Consider the following 14,049-nt stretch of genomic DNA (forward strand, 5'->3'; position numbering starts at 1 on the left):
CCGTGCGGGCATCGGCGTCAGAAAAGGATTCAGCCACGGGCGTTTCTCATGCAAATGTGTCCACAAGCCGCGCAGATGCTGGTTTTCAGGCGCGGGCGCGTAGATGGGGCGCGGCGCTGGCGCGAGTGCGTTGATTTCAAAGCTTTTTGACCTGCCTGTTTTGTCATCGATCCGTCGCAGACCGCGCTGCGAGCCGCTTCGGGACCGGATCCGGGCGCGTTCTTCACAAAGTTATCCACAGAATCTGTGCATGGCATGCGGCTTGAGCGGGCGTGTGGATGTGGCCCGACATCCGGCGTGCTGGAGGGGATGGCCACCCCGGGGAAGCGCAGGGGCTGAGACATAATCGTTCGACCGTACGGGCCCCCCCTTCGGGTGGCCGACGACAGGAGCCCCGATTTGTTTTCCATCATACAAGCCGCCGGTTGGCCGATCTGGCCTCTGATCATCTGTTCCGTGCTGGGTCTGGCCTTGGTCATCGAGCGCTTCATCAGCCTGAAATCCAGCAAGATCGTGCCGCCCAAGTTGCTCGACGAAGCCATCATGGTGTCGCGCAACGGCATCCCCGGTCCCGACGTGGTGACCCAGCTTGAACAGAACTCGGTGCTGGGCTCGGTGCTGGCGAGCGGCTTCCGGACCTTCAACAGCAATCCGCGCGCCAGTGAAGACGACCTGCGTGCGAGCCTGGAAGGCGCGGGTCGCCAGGCTGCTGCCAAGCTGCAGCGCTACTTGGGAGCCCTGGCCACCATTGCGTCCGCGGCGCCATTGCTGGGCCTGCTGGGCACCGTCATCGGGATGATCGAGATCTTCGGCTCCCAGGCCACGGACGCCGCCGGCGCCGTGCCCGGCATGGGCAACCCCGGCCAGCTTGCCCACGGGATCTCCATCGCGCTCTACAACACGGCCTTTGGGCTGATCGTGGCCATCCCCGCCCTCATCTTCTGGCGGTACTTCCGGGCTCGGGTGGACGACTACCTGCTGGCCATGGAAATTGCCGCCGAGCGCTTCACCCGCCACCTGCTGAGCCTGCGCCGGACGCCGCTATGAACTTTCGCCCCGGAACGCGCGATGAGCCCGAGATCAACCTGATCCCGTTCATCGACATCCTGCTGGTGGTGCTGATCTTCCTGGTGCTCACCACCACCTACAGCAAGTTCACGGAGCTGCAGGTCAACCTGCCCGTGGCCGATGCGCAAGCTCCGAAGCAGAATCCGCGCGAGGTGGTCGTGGCTGTTGGCGCCGATGGCCGCTATTCCATCAACCGTCAGATCCTCGAAGGCGTGGGCGTGGATGCGCTGACTCGAGTGCTCTCTCAGGCCGGCCAGAACAGTCGCGAGACGGTGATCGTCATCAGCGCCGACGCGGCCGCCACCCACCAGTCGGTTATCAACGTGATGGATGCCGCGCGCCGCGCCGGCCTGGTGCAGATCACGTTTGCCACGCAGCAGACGGGTGCATCGGCCGCCCGCGGCAAACCCTGACGCGGGCAGCATCCGCCCGGCGCCCGTCATGAGCCAGGCCAACAGACGAGCGGCCTGGGCATCAGCCTGGCTTCAAAGTGCGCAACGTCGTGGCCCGCTGGCGTGTTCGCTCTGGCCCGTCTCTCTGATCTACCGCTTTCTCATCGCGCTTCGCCGTCGGCTCTATGCACTGGGTCTGCGCGTAACCCACAAACTGGAGGTTCCGGTCATCGTGGTGGGCAACGTCGTGGTGGGCGGCGCCGGCAAGACGCCGACCACGCTCTCGCTGGTCGCGCACCTGCAAGCCCGAGGCTGGCGCCCAGGCGTGATCTCGCGCGGACATGGGCGGCGTGGTGACGGCGTCGTGCACGTCGAGCCCGACACACCTGCCCACCACGCTGGCGACGAACCGCTGCTGATCCGTCGGCGCTCGGGCGCACCCGTGTGTGTGGCGCGCCGTCGGGTGGAGGCGGCCCAGGCCCTGCTGCGGGCGCATCCGGAGGTGAACTTGCTGATCTGCGACGACGGCATGCAGCACCTGGCCCTGGGACGCGACCTGACAGTGGCGGTGTTCGACGAGCGAGGACTGGGCAACGGATGGTTGTTGCCCGCCGGCCTGCTTCGGGAGCCCTGGCCGCCGGCCCCGGGCTCTCCGGGCCGTCCCGATCTCGTGCTCCAGCAGGGTCGCGCCGGATGCGCCATCCGCAGCGTGTCGCCGCACGATGGCATGCCCGTGTTCAACGCGGTGCGTCAGCTGGCCGCTTCGGCCGTGGCGCCCGACGGACACCACAAGCCGCTGAAAGACCTGCATGGACAGCCGCTGGTGGCCATCGCCGGCATCGCGCGACCCGAAGTCTTCTTCGAGATGCTTCGAGAGCGGGGTCTCACGCTGGCTGACTGCGTGTCGCTGCCCGACCACGCAGACGCCACGGACTACGAAGCGGCCGTCCGCAGCGCCCGCCATCCCCTGATCTGTACCGAGAAGGATGCGGTCAAGCTCTTCCCGCTTCTGCCTGCTGGTGGCTCGCTGCAGGCCTGGGCAGTGCCACTGGAACTGGCGCCCGAACGCGCCTTCCTCGACCAGGTGGATGCGCACCTGGCGCGACTATCATCGCGCCATGGACACCAAACTGCTTGAACTGCTGGTCTGCCCCGTCACCAAGGGACCGCTGATCTTCGATCGCGAGAAGCAGGAGCTCCTCTCGCGCAGCGCCCGCCTGGCGTACCCGGTGCGGGACGGTATCCCCATCCTGCTGGAACACGAAGCGCGCCCACTGACGGAAGAAGAAGCGGCGCGCCCTTCAGCGCCCACGCCGCTGGAATGAGCGCATCGGCTGGCTACACCGTCCTGATACCCGCCCGCCTGGCGTCGAGCCGGCTGCCCGACAAACCGCTGGCGGACATCGGCGGCCTGCCGATGGTGGTGCGCGTGGCACGCCGTGCGAGCGAGAGCGCCGCGCGGCGCTGCGTGGTGGCCGCGGATGACGTTCGCATTGTCCAGGCCTGCGAGGCTCATGGCGTCGAAGCGGTGCTCACCCGCGGCGACCATGCCTCGGGCAGCGATCGCCTCGCTGAAGCCTGCGACCTGCTGGATGTGGCCAGCGACGAGGTGGTGGTGAATGTGCAGGGCGATGAACCCCTCATCGAGCCCGCGCTGATCGACGCAGTGGCCGCCGAGTTGACGCGCCGGACCGACTGCGTGATGAGCACCGCGGCCCACGCAATCGCACACCCCGACGAGTTCATGAACCCCAATGTCGTGAAGGTGGTGCTGGACCGCCTGGGAACCGCGCTGTACTTCAGCCGCGCGCCGATCGCTTGGTGGCGCGACGGCCTGGGCTCTCTGGCTTCGGCAGAGCCACTCACCGCCCTGCCCTCGCCAGCCCCGCTGCGCCACATCGGCATCTACGGCTATCGAGCCGGATTCCTGCGCCAGTTCCCCCGGCTTGAGCCCGCTCCACTGGAGGCCACCGAATCGCTGGAGCAACTGCGCGTGCTCTGGCATGGGTACCGCATTGCCGTGCACGTGACGAACTTGTCGCCGGGTCCCGGCGTGGACACACCCGCCGACCTCGATCGCGTGCGGGCCCTGATTCGCACTGGCTGAAACCCCGTTTTCCCCGGTGAACCGGCACCAGATGCTGTAAGCCGGGCGCCGGAATGCCCGTGCTATCCTCGAACGGTTGCCCCGGGTCCCAGGCCCGGGCGCGCTGCTGGAGACCGGCGGCCAAGCCATTGAAACTCTGAACAAGGAAAGCGATGAGACTGATTCTGTTGGGTGCTCCTGGGGCCGGCAAGGGAACGCAAGCCACGTTCATCTGCCAGACATACGGCATTCCCCAGATCTCCACGGGCGACATGTTGCGCGCTGCGGTGAAGGCCGGCACCCCGCTCGGACTGCAAGCCAAAGCGGTCATGGAATCAGGCGGCCTGGTGAGTGACGACCTCATCATCAACCTGGTGAAGGAACGCATCGCCCAGCCCGACTGCGCCAACGGCTTTCTGTTCGACGGCTTCCCTCGCACCATCCCCCAGGCCGACGCCATGAAGTCGGCCGGCGTGAAGCTGGACTACGTGCTGGAGATCGACGTGCCTTTCGAGGCCATCATCGAACGCATGAGCGGTCGCCGTTCGCACCCCGGATCGGGCCGCACCTACCACGTGAAGTTCAATCCGCCCAAGGTGGACGGCAAGGACGACGTCACGGGCGAGCCGCTGATTCAGCGCGACGACGACCGCGAAGAAACCGTGAAGAAACGGCTGGAGGTCTACAGCGCGCAGACCCGTCCACTGGTGGATTACTACAGCAGCTGGGCCCGCATTGAACCGGCTGGCGCACCCAAGTACCGCGCCATCAGCGGCATGGGCACGGTTGACGAGATCACGGCGCGCGCCCTGGAAGCGCTCTCGAAGTAGGCCCTCAGGCCGGGCTGGATCGCAGCCCGTAGGTCTTGCCGTCTAGGAAGATGTATTCGGCTCGCAGGATCGCCTCACCCTTCTCGTCCTTGAAGGTGAAGCCGACCACGCTCAGCGACGTGCCCACCTTGATCTCGGGCATCTGCCACTGCCCCAGGCGAAACAGCGGGGCGAGCTCGATCTCCCAACGCTTCTCTCGCCGGCTCGGCAGCACCGTCTTGCCCAGCAACGCCGGACCATCGATCCCGGCGGTCTGCGCGGGCAAGGGTCGCCTGGACAGGTCGGCCGGCAATATCAGGTTGTCCGGCAGTTCCAGTACCAGCTCCACGTGAGGGTTGCGCCACTTCACGTCGACGGCCTTGCCTTCCAGGTAGATCGGCCGGTCCTGGTCAAAGCTGCTCCACCCATGGTGCGCCAGGGCGCCAGAGCCCCACCCGGTGAGGCCCAGCAATGCGCCGGCCTGCATCAAATCACGTCTCTGCATGCGGATCTCCTTCAAGGTCTGGTTCATACATAACCGATCCAGCGCCCACAGGTGAGCACCAGCAGCCACATCACGGTCGACAACGACATCAAAACGCGGGCCGTGCGGTCCTGCAGCTGCAGGGACCGTCGCGCATGGAACCAGCCAGCGTTGCAGCCGGCCAGCATGATCAATGCCATCTTGGCTGTGAACACGCGGTTGGCCAACAGTTCCCCAGGTTGCGTGCCGAACATCAGCAAACCCGAAAGTGCCGCCAGCGCGAAGCCGCTCACGGCAAGGCCCAGGCTCAATCGCGCGAGCGGCTCCAAGGGCAAGGCCTTGCCCCATCCAAAGACGCGAAGCTCCAGAAGCACCAGGTTGCCGAGCAGCAGCGCAACTCCCGCGAGGTGGACCACCTCCAGCATGGGGTAAGCCCAGGGATGAGCGCCCAGCGCGACCAGCACGGCTCAAGCCTCCAACAACAGGTCCAGCGCAAGCGCCAGACGCGCCTTGACGGGCGAAAGACCTTTCGCATCCTCGAAGGCCAGCCCCGGATGCGGCACCACCCGACCGCCAGCACAGCGGGTAGTGAGCCTCACCCGAATGCCTTGCGCCTGGGCGTCGCGCAGCGCGTCAGACAACAGGTGATGGACCGTGCCGTTGCCCGTGCCCGCGACCACGATCCCCCGCAATGGCCTGGCGTGCGGCAGCGCGAGCAAGACCCGAACCAGGCTGCCATCGGTGTCGGCGTGGCTGGTGATCAACTCGACGCGCGGCAGATCCTCGACGGCGACAAAACGCGCCAGCGCCTTCGGGTCGTACGGAGTGCATTCGCCAGCCGAGTCCCAAGGGCGAAATGCACGCACCTGCCCCTCTTCCACACACCCCAGCGCGCCGGCATCGCCCGAATCGAAAGCGTCCAGCCGGTAGGTGTGGCTCTTGGCGACGTCGCGGGCGCCGTGCACCTGCCCGGCGCACACCACCACAACGCCGGCAGCTTCCGCATGGCGGGCCACCGCCACGGCATCGCTCAGATTCTGCGGACCATCGGGCGCTAGGGCGGTTGATGGCCGCATGGCGCACGTCAACACCACGGGCTTGGCCGGGCGCAGCAAACGCTGCAGAACGAATGCGGTTTCTTCGATGGTGTCGGTGCCGTGCGTGACGATCACGGCCTGAACTTCCTGGCGTTCCAGATGGGCCGCAATGCGGCTGGCCAGCGTTTGCCACACGCTCAGCGACATGTCCTTGCTGTCGATCTGGGCGATCTGTTCGACATCCAGCGACACGCTGCCCAGCGCAGGCACCGCGGTCACGAGTTGGGCCACGCCCACCTGGCCTGCCACATACCCCACGTTGTCTGCAGCCTGCACCGCTCGACCGGCGATGGTGCCTCCCGTGCCGAGCAACACCAACCGAGGACCCTGTATTGCCTGCGCCACTTGCCAAGTCTCCGAAACTGGTTAAAAATACAGCCACTGGATAAGAAAACAGGTATGGGTATTCCAGCCCAGCCTGGCTTGTCCTCCCCGGCCCATGCCATGTTCCCGACGAGGTCCCCATGTCCGACATGCCCCTTTCCGCGCCCAAGCTCACCGCCCGGCAGCAGCAGATTCTGGAACTGATCCAGACGGCCATTGCCCGCACGGGCGCACCGCCCACCCGGGCCGAGATCGCCAGCGAACTGGGCTTCAAGTCGGCCAATGCCGCCGAAGAACACCTCCAGGCACTGGCCCGCAAAGGCGTCATCGAACTCGTCAGCGGCACCTCACGCGGCATCCGCCTGCGCAGCGAGGACCTGCGCTCCATCAACGACTCCCGGGCCCGCCAGCTTACACTGCCGCTCCCCGGTTTTTCCCAGCTCATGCTGCCCTTGATCGGTCGCGTGGCGGCGGGTTCGCCCATCCTGGCCCAGGAGCATGTGGATCAGACCTACCACGTCGAGCGCAGCCTGTTCCAGCGCGCGCCGGACTATCTGCTCAAGGTGCGAGGCATGTCCATGCGTGACGCCGGCATCATGGACGGGGACCTGCTCGCCGTGCAGGCCACCAAGGAAGCCAAGAACGGCCAGATCGTGGTCGCCCGTCTGGGCGATGACGTCACGGTCAAGCGGTTCATGAGGCGCCAGCACCTGATCGAACTGCATGCCGAGAACCCCGACTACCAGACCATCGTGGTCGAGCCGGGCGAGCCCTTCGAGATCGAGGGACTGGCAGTGGGCCTGATTCGCAACAGTTTCCAGCTCTGACCGACTCCGGTCGTGTCGCCTCAGCAGGTGGCGGGCGTTTGGTCCGGCGAGCCTTTGCGCTTCGCATCAGGACACATCCCTGCGTTGGCGACCTTCAAGCAATCCTGCCTGTGTTCAACCCCCACCAAGGAGTTTCGCATGGGAATCCTCTTCAACACCAACACCTGGCGCGCGCCACTGCAGCTCATCGATTGCTGGCTTCCTGAGCCTTCCGGGCGTCGCACGCAGGCGGCCAACGAGCCCATGGTCAGTCGCGCGGTGCAGCGTTTTGCGCGCGCTGGCTGGCTGGGCCGTGTGGCCGATGGGCCCGCTCTGCAGGGCGTACGCGTTGCGCCGGCCATGCGCTCTGAAACCCCTGGTCCCTGCCGCGTCCGCGTGCTGCGGCAGGTCGATCCCAGGCCTTCTCCATCCTTTGGCGTGCGGCTGGTGATTTCGGGCCGCATCAACGATGTCTGTGCCGAACTGGACCGGCTGGCAGATCAGGAGACCGAGGTATCCGCACGCGCAGCCTGAGCGCTTCGCATCGGCCTGGCCCGGCGCGGCAGATGGAGGGGAAGGCACAATAGGGTCATGAATATTGTGATCCTTGATGACTATCAAGATGCGGTGCGCAAGCTGCGATGCGCCGAGAAGCTGGAGCCCTATCCTGCCAAGGTGTTCACCAACACGGTCAAGGGTGTTGGGCAACTCTCCATCCGCCTTCGCGATGCGGACGTGCTGGTCCTGATTCGCGAGCGCACACAGGTCACGCGCCAGCTCGTCGAGAAGCTGCCGCGCCTCAAATTGATTGCGCAGACGGGGCGCGTGGGCAGCCATCTCGATGTCGCGGCCTGCACGGAACGCGGCATCGCCGTGGCAGAAGGTGTGGGCTCCCCTGTGTCCACGGCCGAGCTCACCTGGGGCCTGGTGCTGGCCGCCATGCGGCGCATTCCGCAATATGTGTCGCACCTCAAGCACGGTGCCTGGCAGCAGGCCGGGCTCAAGGCGGCGGCAATGCCTTCGAACTTTGGTCTTGGCATGGTGCTGCGAGGCAAGACGCTCGGCATCTGGAGCTACGGGCGCATCGGCCAGTTGGTGGCAGGCTACGGCCGGGCGTTCGGCATGCGGGTCGTGGTGTGGGGCAGTGAGGAGGCGCGGGCCCGTGCGCGAGCGGACGGACACGATGTGGTGGACAGCAAGACGGCCCTTTTCGAGCATTCCGACGTGCTGTCACTGCACCTGCGCCTGAGCGAAAAAAGCGCGGGGTGTGTCAAAGCGGAAGACCTGGCGCGCATGAAGACCAGCGCCCTGCTCGTCAATACCTCGCGCGCGGAACTCATTGAGCCTGAAGCCTTGATCGCAGCCCTCAATCGAGGCCATCCTGGCATGGCCGCGGTGGACGTCTTCGAGTCGGAGCCCATTCTCCAGGGACATGCGTTGCTGCGGCTGGAAAACTGCATCTGCACGCCACACATCGGCTACGTCGAGCAGGACAGCTACGAGATGTACTTCGCGGCCGCGTTCGACAACGTGGTCAACTTCATCAAGGGCACCCCGACCAACATCGTCAATCCGGGCGCTTTGCAGGTGCGGCGCTGACCCCTCCTGCTGTTCAGGGCTTCTTGTCAGGGTCGCCTTCGGGCGTGTTGAGGTCGCTGCGCTCCGGCAGCATGAAATCCTGAACCTCGAAATCAATCAAGTTGCCGCGGGAGTCCCCGGGGCGATCCTCTTCAGACGGTTTGGCCGTGGGTTCGATCGTGACGTCCACCTCCGGCAGCGAGGCCTCGAAGGCCGAGAACTCCGAAAGGTCGTCCAGATTCACGTCCAGCCCCAGGCGGGAAGATGCCGGCGTCATGGCGTCCAGCCCCATCGGTTCGGTGTTTCGCTCTCGAACATCCTGTGGAACTCCTTTCTGGGCGATGGGCGAGCCATCGAGCAGGCGGCCAGCCGCCTTCAGGGGTTGCACCGCGGTGTGGCGGAACTCGCTGTTCCCCGCCGGGTGTGTGCCATCGCGGGTGATGAGGTCCTTGGCGATCGCGTGCAACAGCAGCAACTCCCGGTAGGCCTCGAGATCGAAAACTTCGACTTCGTCGTCGGATGCATCGCGAAAGATCGACTGCTCGATGAGGTCGAGCACACGTGGTTCTGGCCACAGCGACTGGATGCGGCTGAAGGCGGTCTCGTAGGCCTCCAGGCCACGGCCGGCGTCCATGTAGTGATCAAACGGGGGCGCGCCGGCGTTGAACACCTGGTTGAACTCGTCTCGCAACTGGTCGTAGTCATGCCGCCTGCCGAGGCGGTGGTAGAGCTTGAACAGGTCGAGGTAAGCCAGCGCGCTGGGCTCGTGGCTTTCCGCGAGGTGGTTGCGCAACACTTCGATCGCCTGGCCATCTTCACCCAGCGAGACAAAGAAGTCGGCCTGCTGCTGGATGTCGAAGAGCTCCTCGGTGGCAATGGAACGCGAACCACCGATGGCGCTGGACGAAAACTCGCGCTTGTCGCGTGTCTGCAGGGCGAGGACGGGGTCTGACGACAGCGGTGCCCGGCCACTTCGCACGGTCCCCGCCTTGGGGTTCAGCACGTCGAACGACGAATCGTCGTCGAGGTTGAAATCGATGTCCTTGTCCTCTTCCACCGCCGCCACCACCGCAGGCGCAGGCGGCTCGCGAACCACCGGTGCGCCGAGCTTGTCGGCCGCGGACTTGTCGTCGGGATGAGACGACCACCACGCGCGAGATGCCTCGGATCCCGGCGACCGGGACTTGCGCCTCCACACGAACAACAACGCCAGCAACGCCAGCAGCAACAAGGCACCCAGCGCATGGACGAGCGGATTGCTGTAGCGCTCGTCTCGCGCCTGTGCCAGCTGCGATTTCAGTTCCGCCAGGCTGGTCTGGTCCCTTGTCTGCGCTTCGCGCAAGGCAGCAGCTTCGGCTTCCACGGTGGTCAGCTTGCGCGCATCGCGAAGAATGTCCTCGGGTGTGGCGTTGATCGCCTTCCAGCGCTCCGCGGCAGCTGCCCTTGCCTCTTCAGAGGCTTCGGGCTCGGTGAGCATCAACTGCGAAAGCCGGAGGGTGGGGTCGCGCTCGATGCCGGGATCCAGATCCACCAGATCGAGTTGCAGGCGCGGTGCTGGCGCCGGGGCGGGCGCGGTCCGGCGCACGACGCTCGGTGGTCGGGTCGTGGGTGCGGCCGGACGGGGGTTGGCCTGGTTCGCTGCGGCGGTCGACGGGCGCGAGGACGATCCTGATGCTCCCGCACTCCCCTCGGACCGAGGCGCTGCGGCACGCGGCGGTGCCAACGATTCGACTGCGGGTGGCCGCGCGGGCGCTGCCAGCGCCGGCGCCGTCGCAGCAGAACTGGCCGCACTGGGCTCGGAGGTCAGTTCGGCCAGCAGGACGTAGCGTCGGGTGAAAGGATTGCTGCAGCCGGCTTTCACGTACAGCGTGACGATGGGCTCGTTCACCGGCAGGGCGGACTGGATGCGCACCGTGGCCTGGGCGTCGGCCCCTGCGGCTCTCTGCGGCGTGCTGCGCACGGCGCCCGCGGACACCTGGGCATCGCCGTAGAACACGTCCGTGCTCACGCACTGGTTGGTGGCGTCTTCCTCCGGTGCGACGAGGAGCTGCACCCGGACATCAAGGGGTTGCCCGATGAGGGCCGCGCCACTGTGCCTTCCCAAGGTCACTGCCGAACTGCCCATGGCAGTTGATAGCAAAATACAGGCTGTCCATGTCTGGCGCACGTTGGATGTCCTTCGTTCTTTCGTTCGGTCATTTTGTCATAGCCGCCGGGCGTCTCATTCCAAATACAACACACTTATGCAACCCATTTTTCCCTCGGCAGGCATTGTTGGAACCGGTGCCATGGGCAGGGGCATCGCCCAGATGGCAGCGCAGGCCGGCAGCCGGGTCTGGCTTTTCGACCTTCAGCCGGGAGCCGCCCAGGCCGCCCGGGACGCGCTTCAGACCACCTGGCAGACGCTGGTGGGCAAGAACCGCATGGACGCCGGCACCATGGAGGCCTGCCTGGAACGCGTTCAGCTCGCCACGTCGTTGAGCGACCTGGCGCCGTGCGACCTGGTGGTCGAAGCGGTGGTTGAACGGCTGGACGTGAAGCAACGCCTGTTTGCCGATCTGGAGGACATCGTTCAGTCCGACGCGGTGCTGGCCACCAACACCTCGTCGCTGTCGGTCACTGCCATTGCGGCCGCGCTCAAGCGCCCATCACAGCTCGCGGGCTACCACTTCTTCAACCCGGTGCCGCTCATGAAGGTGGTGGAGGTCATTGCCGGCCTGAAGACCAGTGGCGAGGTCTGCCAGCGCCTGACCGACTACACCCGCCAGTTCGGCCACACCCCGGTCGCGGCCCAGGACACACCCGGCTTCATCGTCAACCACGCCGGGCGCGGGTACGGCACCGAGGCGCTTCGGGTGGTGGGTGAACAGGTCGCCGACTTCGCCACGATCGACCGCATCCTCAAGGACCAGATGGGCTTTCGACTCGGTCCTTTCGAGTTGATGGACCTGACCGCCCTGGACGTATCGCACCCTGTGATGGAGTCGATCTACCACCAGTACTTCGAGGAGCCGCGTTACCGGCCCAGCGTGATCACGGCACAACGCCTGGCCGGGGGTGTCGTGGGCAAGAAGGTGGGCGAAGGTTTTTACATCTACGACAAGGGTGTGGCGCGCATGGCTGCCGAGCCACCGGCTCCCGACGTGGCCGACCTGCCGCCGGTGTGGGTGTCTCCCAAGGCGGCGCGACGCCAGGAGCTCTACCAATTGCTCAAGAACCTGGGGGCGACCATCGAAACCGGCGCAGCGCCTTCGGCAACTGCCTTGATCCTGGTGGCTCCGCTGGGCCTGGACGTGACCACCCTGGCCGCCGTGGAGCGGCTGGACGCCACCCGCACCATGGGCATCGACATGATGCTGGAGGATGCCGCCACGCGCCGACGCGTGCTGGCCACCAACCCCGCCACGCGGCCCGACATGCGAGCTGCCGCGCACGCGCTTTTCGCGCGCGACGACAAACCAGTGAGCGTGGTCCGTGACAGCGGAGGCTTTGTCACTCAGCGGGTGGTGGCCACCATCGTCAACATCGCGGCCGACATGTGCCAGCAAGGGATCTGCACGCCAGCCGATCTGGACGTGGCGGTCACGCTCGGTCTGGGCTACCCCGCCGGCCCTCTGGCCATGGGCGACCGCATCGGGCCCACCAATGTGCTCGAAATCCTGTTCAACCTGCAGACCGTATACGGCGATCCGCGCTATCGCCCGTCTCCCTGGCTGCGCCGGCGCGGCGCGCTGGGCCTGAGTCTTACCCACGAGGAATGAAGAACACCCCATGACCGCCAGCCTCAAGAGCCACAGCCATGGCCAGACCATGGTGCTGACCATCAGCAACCCCGAGAACCGCAACGCCCTGAGCCCGGACATGTACGCCGCCGGCGTCGAGGCGCTGAACGTTGCCGAAAGCAGCGACGAGGTGCGCAGCGTCGTGATCACCGGCGAAGGCAGCCACTTTTGCGCCGGTGGCAATCTTCAGCGGCTGCTGGCCAACCGCCAGCAGCCGCCCGAGGTGCAGGCTCAAAGCATCGAAGGACTGCACAACTGGGTGGAAACCATCCGCGCCTTCCCCAAGCCGGTGCTGGCGGCGGTGGAAGGCTCGTGCGCCGGGGCCGGCTTTTCGCTGGTGCTCGCATGCGATCTGGTCGTGGCTGCGCAGAACAGCGTGTTCGTGATGGCCTACAGCAACGTGGGCCTGTCACCCGATGGCGGCGCCACCTGGAGCCTCATGCGCGCCCTGCCCCGCGCCACGGCGCTGCAGTTGCTGATGTGTGGCGAGCGCATCGGCGCCGAGCGCCTGCAGCAACTTGGCGTCATCAACCAGGTCAGCCCGCCGGGCGAGGCCCTGGCTGAAGCCCTGGCCTTGAGCGAGCGCCTCAACGCGCGCGCGCCCAACGCCCTGGCGGCCATCAAGGAGCTGGCCAACGAAGCGCCCACGCAGGCGCTGCACGCGCAACTCGCCGCCGAACGCGACCACTTCGTGCGCTGCCTGCACCATGCCAACGCCGGCGAAGGCATCAGCGCGTTCATGGAAAAGCGGCCGGCCAGCTACCGCTGATCGATCCCATGCGCGCGCCCTGCGCGCATACCCTGATCCGGTCGCCACGTCCCTGTGGCGACAATGATCGCTTTCCCAGTCACTCAAAAGACAGCCCATGGACGAACCGATTCTGACAATGGAAGAACGCGAGGCGATCAACAACGGTCGCTGGTTCACCAGCCTTTCTCCTTCCCTGCGTCACGACATACTCCGATGCGCCTACGTCAAGCGGTTCAAGGACGGCGACCTGATCGTCGCCCGGGGCGATCCTCCTTCGGAATGGTCTGCCGTGGCCAAGGGCGCCGTGCGCGTGAGCTCGACCTCGCTCTCGGGCAAGCAGATCACTCTGACCTACGTGGAGCCCGGTGTGTGGTTTGGCGACGTGGCGATGTTCGACGGCGATCAGCGCACGCACGATGCGTATGCCCACGGACCCACGACCATGCTCTGCGTGGCCCGCACCGATTTCCAGAAGATTCTCAGCACGCACGTAGAGCTCTACGAAGCGCTCATGCGCTTGCAGGCACGTCGCATCCGGACGCTTTTCGGTCTGGTGGAAGACCTCAACACCCTGCCCCTGCGCGCGCGGCTGGCCAAGCAGCTGCTTCACCTCGTGCGCAGCTATGGCGTGCCCTGCCTGTCGGACGGCAGCGAGATGCGAATCGGCCTGCAACTGGCTCAGGAAGAACTGGCGCAGTTGCTGGGTGCCTCGCGCCAGCGCGTGAACCAGGAACTGAAGTCCATGGAGCGCGAAGACGCAATCCGGATCGAACAGGGTGGATTGGTCGTGCGCAATCGCGACATGCTCATGCGCATTGCCGAGTCGGAGTCCTGAGCAGCGGCTTGAACCTGCCGGCTGGGTCTTCCCTTTC

The 14,049-nt window shown here is 65.9% G+C and carries 16 protein-coding genes; 12 read left to right on the forward strand and 4 right to left on the reverse strand.

Going from position 1 to position 14,049, the window contains the following annotated elements:
• Nucleotides 1-399: 399 nt before the first annotated feature.
• The 6 genes from ACTIEY_RS10600 (at nucleotide 400) to adk (ending at nucleotide 4,376) form a co-directional block, all read left to right on the forward strand.
• Nucleotides 400-1,047 carry a MotA/TolQ/ExbB proton channel family protein gene (locus ACTIEY_RS10600; protein WP_439519065.1) on the forward strand — a complete coding sequence of 216 codons (648 nt, stop codon included), beginning with the start codon at nucleotides 400-402 and terminating at the stop codon, nucleotides 1,045-1,047.
• A complete protein-coding gene (locus ACTIEY_RS10605; protein WP_439519066.1) occupies nucleotides 1,044-1,481 on the forward strand; it encodes an ExbD/TolR family protein in 438 nt (145 codons plus the stop codon). Before ACTIEY_RS10600 ends, ACTIEY_RS10605 begins: the two co-directional genes overlap by 4 nt.
• Before the next feature lie 28 nt (nucleotides 1,482-1,509).
• On the forward strand, nucleotides 1,510-2,598 hold the full coding sequence (gene lpxK / locus ACTIEY_RS10610; protein ID WP_439519067.1) for a tetraacyldisaccharide 4'-kinase: 1,089 nt from the start codon (nucleotides 1,510-1,512) through the stop codon (nucleotides 2,596-2,598).
• The gene (locus ACTIEY_RS10615) at nucleotides 2,579-2,785 is read left to right on the forward strand and encodes a Trm112 family protein (RefSeq protein WP_439519068.1); all 207 of its coding nucleotides are present in this window, start codon (nucleotides 2,579-2,581) and stop codon (nucleotides 2,783-2,785) included. The genes lpxK and ACTIEY_RS10615 overlap by 20 nt, the downstream gene beginning before the upstream one ends.
• Nucleotides 2,782-3,567 (forward strand): 3-deoxy-manno-octulosonate cytidylyltransferase, encoded by a 786-nt coding sequence (gene kdsB, locus ACTIEY_RS10620; protein WP_439519069.1) that lies wholly within the window; start codon nucleotides 2,782-2,784, stop codon nucleotides 3,565-3,567. The genes ACTIEY_RS10615 and kdsB overlap by 4 nt, the downstream gene beginning before the upstream one ends.
• Before the next feature lie 152 nt (nucleotides 3,568-3,719).
• Nucleotides 3,720-4,376, forward strand: coding sequence for an adenylate kinase (gene adk, locus ACTIEY_RS10625; RefSeq protein WP_439519070.1), 657 nt, complete (start codon nucleotides 3,720-3,722; stop codon nucleotides 4,374-4,376).
• 4 nt (nucleotides 4,377-4,380) lie between these two features.
• Here adk and ACTIEY_RS10630 read toward each other — a convergent pair whose 3' ends face one another.
• Genes ACTIEY_RS10630 through ACTIEY_RS10640 form a run of 3 tightly spaced genes read right to left on the reverse strand, consistent with a single transcriptional unit; the run spans nucleotide 4,381 to nucleotide 6,281 of the window.
• Complete coding sequence (locus tag ACTIEY_RS10630; protein ID WP_439519071.1) at nucleotides 4,381-4,860, reverse strand: DUF6152 family protein; 480 nt, start codon at nucleotides 4,858-4,860, stop codon at nucleotides 4,381-4,383.
• A gap of 23 nt (nucleotides 4,861-4,883) precedes the next feature.
• Nucleotides 4,884-5,303 carry a hypothetical protein gene (locus tag ACTIEY_RS10635; protein ID WP_439519072.1) on the reverse strand — a complete coding sequence of 140 codons (420 nt, stop codon included), beginning with the start codon at nucleotides 5,301-5,303 and terminating at the stop codon, nucleotides 4,884-4,886.
• 3 nt (nucleotides 5,304-5,306) lie between these two features.
• Nucleotides 5,307-6,281 carry an asparaginase gene (locus ACTIEY_RS10640; protein ID WP_439519073.1) on the reverse strand — a complete coding sequence of 325 codons (975 nt, stop codon included), beginning with the start codon at nucleotides 6,279-6,281 and terminating at the stop codon, nucleotides 5,307-5,309.
• 128 nt (nucleotides 6,282-6,409) lie between these two features.
• Between ACTIEY_RS10640 and lexA the strand changes: the two genes are divergently transcribed.
• The 3 genes from lexA to ACTIEY_RS10655 all read left to right on the forward strand — a co-directional run bounded on the left by lexA (nucleotide 6,410) and on the right by ACTIEY_RS10655 (nucleotide 8,665).
• Nucleotides 6,410-7,087: a transcriptional repressor LexA gene (lexA, locus tag ACTIEY_RS10645; RefSeq protein ID WP_439519444.1), complete on the forward strand. Its 678-nt coding sequence runs from the start codon at nucleotides 6,410-6,412 to the stop codon at nucleotides 7,085-7,087.
• A gap of 138 nt (nucleotides 7,088-7,225) precedes the next feature.
• A complete protein-coding gene (locus tag ACTIEY_RS10650) occupies nucleotides 7,226-7,600 on the forward strand; it encodes a hypothetical protein (RefSeq protein ID WP_439519074.1) in 375 nt (124 codons plus the stop codon).
• Nucleotides 7,601-7,657: 57 nt separating this feature from the next.
• Complete coding sequence (locus ACTIEY_RS10655) at nucleotides 7,658-8,665, forward strand: D-2-hydroxyacid dehydrogenase family protein (protein ID WP_439519075.1); 1,008 nt, start codon at nucleotides 7,658-7,660, stop codon at nucleotides 8,663-8,665.
• 13 nt (nucleotides 8,666-8,678) lie between these two features.
• Here the strand turns inward: ACTIEY_RS10655 and ACTIEY_RS10660 are convergent, their stop codons facing one another.
• Nucleotides 8,679-10,697 (reverse strand): hypothetical protein, encoded by a 2,019-nt coding sequence (locus ACTIEY_RS10660; protein WP_439519076.1) that lies wholly within the window; start codon nucleotides 10,695-10,697, stop codon nucleotides 8,679-8,681.
• 190 nt (nucleotides 10,698-10,887) lie between these two features.
• Here ACTIEY_RS10660 and ACTIEY_RS10665 point away from each other — a divergent pair, with 190 nt between their 5' ends.
• From ACTIEY_RS10665 to ACTIEY_RS10675, 3 genes are all read left to right on the forward strand, one after another.
• On the forward strand, nucleotides 10,888-12,405 hold the full coding sequence (locus ACTIEY_RS10665; RefSeq protein WP_439519077.1) for a 3-hydroxyacyl-CoA dehydrogenase: 1,518 nt from the start codon (nucleotides 10,888-10,890) through the stop codon (nucleotides 12,403-12,405).
• 10 nt (nucleotides 12,406-12,415) lie between these two features.
• The gene (locus ACTIEY_RS10670) at nucleotides 12,416-13,195 is read left to right on the forward strand and encodes an oxepin-CoA hydrolase, alternative type (protein WP_439519078.1); all 780 of its coding nucleotides are present in this window, start codon (nucleotides 12,416-12,418) and stop codon (nucleotides 13,193-13,195) included.
• 97 nt (nucleotides 13,196-13,292) lie between these two features.
• Nucleotides 13,293-14,012, forward strand: a complete 720-nt coding sequence (locus ACTIEY_RS10675; RefSeq protein ID WP_439519079.1) for a Crp/Fnr family transcriptional regulator — start codon at nucleotides 13,293-13,295, stop codon at nucleotides 14,010-14,012.
• The last annotated feature ends 37 nt before the right edge of the window (nucleotides 14,013-14,049 follow it).

Origin of the sequence: Hydrogenophaga sp. (assembly GCF_051858985.1) — a bacterium.
GTDB lineage: Bacteria > Pseudomonadota > Gammaproteobacteria > Burkholderiales > Burkholderiaceae_C > Hydrogenophaga.

Bases quoted from the DNA above. Each gene is read 5' to 3' on its own strand.
- ACTIEY_RS10605 (WP_439519066.1), top strand. From the start codon at position 1,044: ATGAACTTTCGCCCCGGAACGCGCGATGAGCCCGAGATCAACCTGATC.
- lpxK (WP_439519067.1), top strand. From the start codon at position 1,510: ATGAGCCAGGCCAACAGACGAGCGGCCTGGGCATCAGCCTGGCTTCAA.
- ACTIEY_RS10615 (WP_439519068.1), top strand. From the start codon at position 2,579: ATGGACACCAAACTGCTTGAACTGCTGGTCTGCCCCGTCACCAAGGGA.
- kdsB (WP_439519069.1), top strand. From the start codon at position 2,782: ATGAGCGCATCGGCTGGCTACACCGTCCTGATACCCGCCCGCCTGGCG.
- adk (WP_439519070.1), top strand. From the start codon at position 3,720: ATGAGACTGATTCTGTTGGGTGCTCCTGGGGCCGGCAAGGGAACGCAA.
- ACTIEY_RS10630 (WP_439519071.1), bottom strand. From the start codon at position 4,860: ATGCAGAGACGTGATTTGATGCAGGCCGGCGCATTGCTGGGCCTCACC.
- lexA (WP_439519444.1), top strand. From the start codon at position 6,410: ATGCCCCTTTCCGCGCCCAAGCTCACCGCCCGGCAGCAGCAGATTCTG.
- ACTIEY_RS10650 (WP_439519074.1), top strand. From the start codon at position 7,226: ATGGGAATCCTCTTCAACACCAACACCTGGCGCGCGCCACTGCAGCTC.
- ACTIEY_RS10655 (WP_439519075.1), top strand. From the start codon at position 7,658: ATGAATATTGTGATCCTTGATGACTATCAAGATGCGGTGCGCAAGCTG.
- ACTIEY_RS10665 (WP_439519077.1), top strand. From the start codon at position 10,888: ATGCAACCCATTTTTCCCTCGGCAGGCATTGTTGGAACCGGTGCCATG.
- ACTIEY_RS10670 (WP_439519078.1), top strand. From the start codon at position 12,416: ATGACCGCCAGCCTCAAGAGCCACAGCCATGGCCAGACCATGGTGCTG.
- ACTIEY_RS10675 (WP_439519079.1), top strand. From the start codon at position 13,293: ATGGACGAACCGATTCTGACAATGGAAGAACGCGAGGCGATCAACAAC.